This window comes from Actinopolymorpha alba DSM 45243 (assembly GCF_000373925.1).
GTDB lineage: Bacteria > Actinomycetota > Actinomycetes > Propionibacteriales > Actinopolymorphaceae > Actinopolymorpha > Actinopolymorpha alba.
The window spans coordinates 22,103-31,730 of sequence record NZ_KB892803.1 but is presented as its reverse complement, the minus strand read 5'-3'; the positions used below and the strand labels follow the sequence as shown (position 1 = coordinate 31,730).

Annotated in this window: 5 protein-coding genes and 1 pseudogene; 4 read left to right on the top strand and 2 right to left on the bottom strand. The window is 66.9% G+C overall.

The features are described from left to right. A pseudogene (locus B141_RS0133625) lies at positions 1 to 557 on the bottom strand (DUF222 domain-containing protein); the annotation flags it as partial. A 183-nt stretch (positions 558 to 740) separates the two neighbouring features. Here B141_RS0133625 and B141_RS0133620 point away from each other — a divergent pair. Further along, a complete protein-coding gene (locus B141_RS0133620; protein WP_020579582.1) occupies positions 741 to 1,841 on the top strand; it encodes a phosphotransferase family protein in 1,101 nt (366 codons plus the stop codon). Between the two features lie 6 nt (positions 1,842 to 1,847). Here B141_RS0133620 and hrpA read toward each other — a convergent pair whose 3' ends face one another. Continuing rightward, positions 1,848 to 5,801 carry an ATP-dependent RNA helicase HrpA gene (gene hrpA, locus B141_RS0133615; protein WP_020579581.1) on the bottom strand — a complete coding sequence of 1,318 codons (3,954 nt, stop codon included), beginning with the start codon at positions 5,799 to 5,801 and terminating at the stop codon, positions 1,848 to 1,850. Between the two features lie 214 nt (positions 5,802 to 6,015). On the opposite strand from hrpA, the gene B141_RS0133605 reads away from it, so the two are divergent. From B141_RS0133605 to B141_RS0133595, 3 genes are all read left to right on the top strand, one after another. Beyond that, on the top strand, positions 6,016 to 6,984 hold the full coding sequence (locus B141_RS0133605; RefSeq protein ID WP_084678685.1) for a fibronectin type III domain-containing protein: 969 nt from the start codon (positions 6,016 to 6,018) through the stop codon (positions 6,982 to 6,984). A 222-nt stretch (positions 6,985 to 7,206) separates the two neighbouring features. Beyond that, positions 7,207 to 8,760 (top strand): NCS1 family nucleobase:cation symporter-1, encoded by a 1,554-nt coding sequence (locus B141_RS0133600; protein WP_237742871.1) that lies wholly within the window; start codon positions 7,207 to 7,209, stop codon positions 8,758 to 8,760. Positions 8,761 to 8,773: 13 nt separating this feature from the next. Continuing rightward, a complete protein-coding gene (locus B141_RS0133595; protein WP_020579577.1) occupies positions 8,774 to 9,616 on the top strand; it encodes a nitrilase-related carbon-nitrogen hydrolase in 843 nt (280 codons plus the stop codon). Positions 9,617 to 9,628: the final 12 nt, after the last annotated feature.

Sequence of the window (9,628 nt, the reverse complement as noted above, 5' to 3'; positions counted from 1 at the left end):
TCTTTCGCCGCCTCCGGGTCCACCTTGATGATTTCGGCTTCAACATAGAGCCGTAGCAGCCCGCCCCGCAGTTTCAACACCTCGGGGAAGATCGCCTCATCCATCGCCGCACGATCGACTGGAGGTAGGAGGGTGAGCCGGTCGACGATCGTCCGCACCTCGGAGAATTCGAATTCACCACGTTCCAACGCACCGCGAGTGTTCGGCAGGTCGGTCAACGCCAAGGCGATGAGCATGAACTGGTCGGCGCGGTAGTTGGTCCACCCCAACATCGGCGCCAACAACTCAGCCGCCCGCGGCTCCGGCACAGACGACCGCTCCGCCTCACCATCCTTGAAACACGGCGGGCAGTGCGCCAACACAGCAGTCACAGCAAGACACAAAGACTCGCTCCAGCAGGCGATCTTCCGCGCGACCTGAAGCAACACGCCAAGCTCGAACCCGTTGCAGGCGTCCCGATCGACAGCAGCGAACGTCGCCACCAACTCCGGACCGGGAAGCATGTCGCCAAACCCGGGCGGAAGCGGTGAGATCCGCACACCATCGCCGTCGCTCATACGTTCGATCTTACCCCGCCAAGATCGTCACTGCAACTGACGGCGACCACAAGAGCCCTTATTTACAAAGCGATTCGAGCTACGGACCCCTACTCCGCAAGGCCACCCCGACGGTGGTCGTTCTGGCGGTGGCGCCGCCGAGGAACGCGAACTCAGTTGCGGGCACCAGCACCGGATGACAGCATGCGCGGGGTGAGAGAGGGCTTCACCGTGGACCAGTCCGTCGCGCAGGTCGTCAACCCCCCAGCCGCGTCACTCCCAGCCGGATCCCCGCCCGGCGGCTCGCCGCCAGCCGGGCCCCAAGCCGCGTCACCACCACACGAGACAGCCGGCTCGCCACCGGCGACGGGGGTACGGCTGCCCTGGTCCGCCATTCCCGCCGCGCTCCAGGCCGCCGTCGAAGACCACCTTGGCAGCAGGGTCGTGGAGTCGGTCACCCAGCCGGGCGGATTCTCTCCCGGCGTCGCGGCGAAACTACGCCTTGACAACGGCACCCGCGCCTTCGTGAAAGCCGTCGGCCCAGAACCCAACCCGGAAAGCCCTGACATCCACCGCTCCGAAGCGCGGATCGCCGCGGCGCTGCCAGTCGCGGCTCCCGCGCCCCGCCTGCTCGCCTCCTTCGACGAGGCCGGCTGGGTGGTGCTGGTGTACGAGAACGTCGAGGGTACGACACCACGTCAGCCCTGGGATCGAACAGAACTCGACCGGGTGATGAACGCCGTCCACGACCTTGCGGTCACGCTGACTCCGAGCCCGATCGAGGTGCCCCCGGCGGCCGAGCGCTTCAGTGAGTCGTTCGCCGGCTGGCACCGACTGGCCGAGGCCCACCAGACCGGCAAGGACGACTTGACGGGGCTCGACCCATGGGCGCGCCAGCACCTCACCGACCTGGCCGCCTGGGAGTCTCGCTGGAGCGACGCGGCCGCTGGCACCACCCTCGCCCACGCGGATCTACGCGCCGACAACGTGCTCCTCACCCACGACCGCGTGGTGGTGGTCGACTGGCCGTGGGCCTGCACCACCACACCGTGGTTCGACCTGCTGGCGATGCTGCCGAGCGTGGCGATGCAGGGTGGCCCTTCGCCGGAAGAGCTTTTCGACCATCACCCCGTCGCTGACGGCGCGGACCCGGACGCCGTCACCGCCGTGCTGGTGGCACTCACGGGATTCTTCCTCGAACACGCCCGCCGGCCCGCTCCCCCAGGGCTGCCCACCCTGCGGGCGTTCCAGGCGGCACAGGGGCACGCAGCACTGCGTTGGTTGCGCAGTCGCCTCAGGGCGTGAGCCTGTTCAGGTTCTGAGTTCGTCGATCGCCTTGAGGATGCGCTTGTCGGAGATCGGCGCAGGCGTCCCGAGAACCTGCGCGAAATAGCTGACCCGGAGTTCCTCGATCATCCACCGGATCCGCGTCACGTCCGGATCAGCTTGTCGCTCCGGTCGCAGCCGGCTCTTCTCCTGCTGGTAGGCCTGCTGGACCTGCGCGACCTTCTGCATCCGCTCGCGATCGCGGTTGGGGTCGTACGAAACCCGGTCAAGGCGGCGCTCGATCCCCCGCAGGTAACGCAGCACGTCCGGCAGCCTCGCCCAGCCCGCAGCGGTGACGAACCCCGGAAAGACGAGCCCTGCCAACTGCTCCTTGACATCGGAGAACGCCGGCACCAACGCCAGGCTGGAGGTGCTCTTCAACCGGCGTTCGATCTCGTGCGTGACCGCGAGAATCTCCGCGACCTTGGCCACCGTGTCGAGCACCACGTCGTGCAGATCTGCACGAACCGCGTCGTGAAGCTTCTTAAAGCCCGCCTGGTCCCACGCCGGACCACCTGCGTCGGCCATCAACTTGTCGACCGCACCGGCCACACAGTCGTCGAACAACGCACCCGCGCTGCCATGCGGGCTGTGGCTCATCGCGAGTTTCGCCTGGTTGGTCTGGCGTTCCAGCACGTACTTGACGGGTGACGGGAGGTTGAGCAGCAGCAGGCGGCGGCAGCCCTCCCACATCGCCCGCTGTTGGTCGGCCTCGGTCTCGAACAGCCGCACCGCCACGCTGCCGCCCTCGTCCGCGAGCGCGGGAAAGGCCTGCACGGCATAGCCACCACGCCGTTGCTGAAAGGTACGCGGCAGGCTGCCGATGGTCCACGACCTCAACCCGCGGCGTTCGATACCGTCCGCCGTCTTGGCCAGCGTCAAGGCAAGCTTGCCCTTCAGCCGATGTTTCAGCGCGGCCAGGTCCTTACCTTCGGCGAGCGGGTGGTTCTTGTCGTCGAGCACCCGGAAGGTGACCTTCAGGTGATCGGGTACGCGATCGAGTTGCCATGCCTCGCGCGGCACTCGCACGCCGCTGAACTGCTGCAACTCGCGTTCAAGCGTGGGAAGGAGGGGTTCGTTGCCGGGCGTGACCCGCGCGAGCACCGCCCGGGCGAAGTCGGGCGCCGGCACGAAGTTACGGCGGATCGGCTTGGGGAGCGACCTGATCAGCTCGGTGACAAGCTCCTCCCGCAAACCAGGAATCTGCCACTCGAACCGCTCCGCGCTTATCTGGTTGAGGATCGCGAGCGGGACGTGAGCGGTCACGCCGTCCGCATCGGCGCCTGGCTCGAACTGGTAGGTGAGCGGGATGGCAAGGCCGTCCTGCCGCCAGACATCCGGGTAGTCGGACTCGCGGATGCCGCCGGTCGCGTCGTTGATCAGCATCGACGTCGAGAACGTCAGCAGATCCGGCTGGTCGCGGCGTACCTTCTTCCACCAGCTGTCGAAGTGCGCGCCCGAGACCACCTCCGCGCCGAGCCGCTCGTCATAGAAGGCGAAAAGCGTCTCGTCGTCGACGAGGATGTCACGCCGACGGGCGCGGTGCTCGAGGTCCTCGACCTCCTCGAGCAGCTTGCGATTGTCATGGAAGAACGCGTGGTGGGTCTCCCAGTCGCCCTCCACCAGGGCATGGCGGATGAAGAGCTCCCGGGAGAGTTCGGGATCGATCCGGCCGTAGTTGACCCGGCGCTGCGCCACGAGGGGTACGCCGTACAACGTCACCTTCTCGTACGCCAGCACCGCACCCTGCTTCTTCGACCAGTGCGGCTCGCTGTAGTTGCGCTTGACCAAATGCGTGGCCAGGGACTCGGCCCATTCGGGTTCGATCCGGGCCACGACCCGACCCCACAGGCGCGAGGTCTCGACGAGTTCGGCGGCCATCACCCACTGCGGGGGCTTCTTGAACAACGCCGATCCCGGGAAGACCGCGAACCTCGCACCCCGCGCGCCGAGGTAGTCCAGAGACCGACGCCCCTGCCGTTGCCCGGCCTTCTCGTCCTTCTTCTCGGTTTCCTTGAGGCCGATGTGGGAGAGCAGGCCGGACAGCAGCGACAGGTGGATCCGCTGCGGGTCGATGGTGGTGTGCGCGGAGTTGAGCGAGATCCCCATCGTCTTGGCCACCTGGCGGAGCTGGCTCGCGATGTCCTGCCATTCCCGCACCCGCAGGTAGTTGAGGAACTCCGCCCGGCAGAGTTTGCGGAACTGGTTGGACGACAGCTCCTTCTGTTTGTCCCGCAGGTAGTTCCACAGGTTGAGGTACGCCACGAAGTCAGAGTCGGGGTCGGCGAACCGCCGGTGCTTCTCGTCGGCCGCCTGCTGCTTTTCCAACGGGCGTTCGCGCGGGTCCTGGATCGACAACGCCGCGGCGATGATCATCACCTCGCGTACGCAGCCGTTGCGGTCGGCCTCCAGCACCATCCGCGCGAGCCTCGGGTCAAGCGGGAGTTGCGCGAGCCGGCGCCCCAACGGTGTCAAGCGTTGCTTGTCACCCGTGCCGTCGAGTGCCCCGAGCTCCTCCAGTAGCTGGACGCCTGCCTTGACGTTGCGCCGGTCGGGCGGGTCGATGAACGGGAACGCCGCCATATCGCCCAACCCGGCGGCGGCCATCGCCAGGATCACGGACGCGAGGTTGGTCCGCAGGATCTCGGGGTCGGTGAACTCCAGGCGGGACACGAAGTCCTCCTCGGAGTACAACCGGATGCAGATGCCATCCGACGTACGCCCGCAGCGGCCCTTGCGCTGGTTGGCGGAGGCCTGCGAGATGGCCTCGATCGGCAGCCGCTGGACCTTCGTGCGATGGCTGTACCTGGAGATCCGCGCGGTGCCCGGGTCGATGACGTACTTGATGCCCGGCACCGTCAGCGAGGTCTCCGCGACGTTCGTCGCGAGCACCACCCGGCGTCCGGTGTGCCGCTGGAAGACGCGGTGCTGCTCGGCCGCGGACAGCCGGGCGTACAACGGCAGGATCTCGGTGTTGCGGAGGTTCTGCCGAGCAAGGGCGTCGGCGGTGTCGCGGATCTCGCGTTCACCGCTGAGGAAAACAAGGATGTCGCCCGGGCCTTCGGCGCACAGCTCGTCGACCGCGTCACAGATCGCCTGGGTCTGGTCGCGGTCGCGATCCACCTCGCCAGCTTCGTCGGACTCGTCCACGACCGGGCGGTACCGCACCTCGACGGGGTAGGTCCGGCCCGAGACCTCCACGATCGGGGCGTCGCCGAAATGCCGGGCGAAGCGCTCCGGATCGATCGTGGCCGAGGTGATGATCACCTTCAGGTCAGGCCGCTTCGGCAGGAGCTGCTTGACGTAGCCGAGGATGAAGTCGATGGTGAGGCTGCGTTCGTGCGCCTCGTCGATGATGAGGGTGTCGTACTGCCGGAGCATCCGGTCGGTCTGGATCTCCGCCAGCAGGATGCCGTCGGTCATCAGCTTGACCAGGGTGTCGTTGCTCACCTGGTCGGTGAACCGCACCTTCCAGCCGACAGCCGCGCCGATCGGCGTACCCAGCTCCTCCGCGATCCGCTCGGCCACCGTGCGCGCGGCCAGCCGGCGCGGCTGGGTGTGGCCGATGAGACCGTGCACTCCACGGCCGAGCTCGAGGCAGATCTTCGGCAGCTGGGTGGTCTTGCCCGAGCCGGTCTCGCCGGCGACGATCACCACCTGGTGGTCGCGGATCGCGGCGAGGAGATCGTCCTTCTTCTGGCTGACCGGAAGCTCGGGCGGATAGCTGATCGCTGGTACGCCAGCACGCCGCTCCGCGATCCGCTGCTCGGCCCGCTCGATCTCGGCGGCGATCTGGTCGAGCGCGGTGTGGCGGGCCTCAGCGGCGCGAACCTTGCGTACGCCGTCGATGCGGCGCCGCAGACGCCACTGATCACGGAGGGTGAGATCGGGAAGGCGTGCCTGCAGCTGGGCCAGTGACGATCGCGGCGGCGTATCCATACAGGGGCAAGGATAGGCAATGCCGCCAAGCACCCCCACCTGGATTTCCGCCGGCCCGCCTGACGGACGCCAGTCAGACAGCGGTCAGACAGCGGTCCGACGGCGGTCCGACGGCGGTCCGACGGCGGTCGGTCACGATTTCGACACCTTCTGAACCAACCTCCGCACCCTCTGCGTGCCCACCTCTGTAGGCGATTCGTTCAGGAGGGGATTCATGATCGGGTCACGACGAGCACGAATGGCGGCGGTCGGATTACTCGTCGCCAGTTTCGGGTTGGTGGCCGCAGCCGGACCAGGCTCGGCGTCCGCGGCGGTGGGCACCAAACCACCGGCGCCCACCAGCCTGCGGGTCAACGGGTCCGCGACGACGGGCCTGACTTTCGAATGGACCGCACCGACCGGCCGCACCGACCTGCGATTCGATTCGTACCAACTGGTGGCGACCGATCCGGCCGGAGGTACGCGCGCCGGAGCCAGCCAAACCACGACGGGTGTCGTGGACCATCTCGCACCCGACACGGCGTACACGGTGTACGTCTACGCGATCTACACCACCAACGACTGGACCTACGTCGCCTCGGCCGCGAGCAACGTGGTCGCCGGGACGACGCTGCCCGACACCCAGCCGCCCGAGGCCCCACTGGTGTGGAAGGCGCGGCAGACCCCCACCTCCGTTTCACTCGCTCACACCATCGCGGCAGATGACGTTGGAACCGGGGTGTACGAGGTGACCGATGGCTCGCACACCTGGGAGTTCAACGCGTCCCAACCGGAGGCGTACTGGACCATCCGGGGGCTCGCCAGCAACCAGGCCTACACGTTCAGAGCACGCGCCCGGGACGGGGCGGGCAACGTCTCGACGTGGAGCGCACCGGTGACCGCCTCGATCGAGGACCAACCGCCAACCGCGCCAGCGAATCCGCGGGTGGAGGGCGCCGACCTCGTCTGGGACGCCTCGACCGACAACTCGGGAATCGTCGAATACACGATCGTCATCGACGGCGGGCTGCTCTACCCCGACCGTCGAGTCGCCACCGGGGCGACGTCGACCCCGCTGCAGGTCTACGACGACGGTTTCATGGAACTCATCCCGTCCTCCGGGCCGCACACGTACGTCATCAAGGCGACGGATCCTTCGGGCAACGTGACATCAAGTGCCCCTCTCCCGGTCGACGTCCCCTGAGACCAGACACACCAAGTACGTCGAGGGGCCCCGCGCCGTAGGCCGGGGCCCCCGCCCTGCGGGTGGTGGCAGCCGTGCCCTGACTGCGTGGGCTGCGTCGTTTTCCCGAAGTGTCCGTGCCTGACGCTTTAATATCGCCGTAACCCTCGCAAGTGGCCGGTCACCCCAGGATGAGGAGCGTGTCGACCGGCCAGGATCCCGCCGGCATTAACCAGAAAGCGGGTGAACGACGATATGCAGACCACCGCAGCACCGGATCAGATCGTCCACCCCGATGGCCGGGTGGAGCTTCGTCACCCCTCCGTGATCTCCGGCACCTTCACCAACGCGGAGCTGGCTCCGACTCCGGTGAAACAGCGCCGCTGGACGACGTACAGCTACACCGCGCTCTGGATGGGCATGGCCCACAACATCCCGAGCTACCTGCTCGCCTCCGGCCTGGTGGCCATCGGGATGAACTGGCTGCAGGCGTTCCTCACGATCACGCTGGCGAATCTCATCGTGCTCGTTCCGCTGCTGCTCAACAGCCACGCGGGTACGAAGTACGGCATTCCCTTCCCCGTGTTCGCACGCGCCTTCTACGGCGTACGCGGTGCCAACCTGCCGGCGCTGGCGCGGGCGTTCATCGCCTGCGGATGGTTCGGTATCCAGACCTGGGTCGGTGGCCAGGCCATCTTCGTGATCGTCGGCAACCTCGCCGGCAGCGGATGGCTCGACGCGACGAGGTACGCCGGCCAACCCTGGACACTCTGGCTCAGCTTCGGCTTCTTCTGGCTGGTCCAGATGGTCCTCATTGCGCGCGGGATCGACGCGTTGCGAAGGTTCGAGAACTGGGCCGCTCCCCTGGTCACCGTGGCCTTCCTCGCCCTGCTGGTCTACATCGTCACCAAGGCCGGCGGGTTCGGCCCGATCTTCGCCCAACCCTCCAAGCTGGGTTGGGGCGCTGACTTCTGGACCGTCTTCTGGCCATCGTTGATGGGGATGATCGCCTTCTGGGCAACGCTGTCCCTCAACATGCCCGACTTCACGAGGTTCAGTGCGGGTCAGCGCCACCAGGTGATCGGGCAGGTGCTGGGGCTGCCGACCACGATGTCGTTCATCTCCCTGGTGTCGATCATCGTCACGTCCGGCACGATCGTGGTTTACGGCGAGGCGATCTGGGATCCCGTCGAGGTGGCCCGGCGCTTCGACCACCCGGTCATCGTGATCGTCGGGCTCGTCATGGCGATCCTGGCCACGATGTCGTGCAACGTCGCGGCAAACGTCGTGAGTCCGTCGTACGACTTCTCCAACGCCCTCCCCCGCTGGCTGACCTTCCGCACCGCGGGGCTGCTCACCGGGGTGATCGGCATCCTCATCCAGCCGTGGCGCCTGATCTCTGACCCGAACGTCTACATCTTCGCCTGGCTTGGCTTCTACGGTGGCGTGCTCGCGTCGGTGGCCGGGGTGCTCATCGCCGGTTACTGGTTCCTTGACCGGACCAGGCTCGACCTCGTGGACCTCTACCGTGTGGGCGGACGCTACTGGTACGACCGGGGATGGAACTGGCGCGCCGTCGTAGCGACCGTGTTGGGTGCGGTACTCGCGGTCGGTGGTGCCTACTCCGCGCCCGGCAAGGGACCCTTCCCGGCCGACGGCCTGCTGCCGTGGATAAAGCCGATGTACGACTACAGCTGGGTGGTGGGCCTGGTGACCGGATTCGCCTTGTATCTGGTGCTGTCGGCGATCCGGCCGACCCCTCCTCCCGCGGTTCCGGCGGCCGGCGTTCAAGACTGACAGGAGAACTCACGTGGCAGACATCGTGCGATCCGGGCTCGTCCAGCAGCGATGGACCGGCGACAAGGAATCCATGATCCAGAACGCTGTCAACCACATCCAGACGGCGGTCTCCCAAGGCGCGCAGGTGGTGTGCCTGCAGGAACTCTTCTACGGCCCCTACTTCTGCCAGGTGCAGGACGCCGACTACTACTCCTTCACCGAGCAGATCCCCGACGGCCCGACCACCCAGCTCATGGCGGAGGTCGCCCGCCAGCACGGCGTCGTCCTCATCGTTCCGATGTACGAAGAGGAGCAGCCCGGCGTCTATTACAACGCGGCCGCGGTGATCGACGCCGACGGGCGCTATCTCGGGAAACATCGCAAGAACCACATCCCGCAGGTGAAGGGGTTCTGGGAGAAGTTCTACTTCCGGCCCGGCAACCTCGGCTATCCCGTCTTCGACACGGCCGTCGGCCGGATCGGTGTCTACATCTGCTACGAACGCCACTTCCCCGAAGGCTGGCGAGCGCTCGGACTGGCCGGCGCCCGGATCGTGTTCAATCCGTCCGCCACCAGCCGCGGGCTCTCGGAGTACCTCTGGAGACTCGAACAACCCGCCGCGGCGGTCGCCAACGAGTACTTCATCGGCGCCATCAACCGAGTCGGCACCGAACCCCTTGGTGACAACGACTTCTACGGGCAGTCGTACTTCGTCGACCCGCGTGGCCAGCTGATTGGTTCCGCGGCCTCTGACACCGACGACGAGGTGGTGGTCCGCGACCTCGATCTGGGCGTGCTCGCCGAAGTCCGCGATCTCTGGGCTTTCTACCGCGACCGCCGGCCCGAAACCTACGACACTCTGGTCAGACCGTGAGAGCGAGCCGCG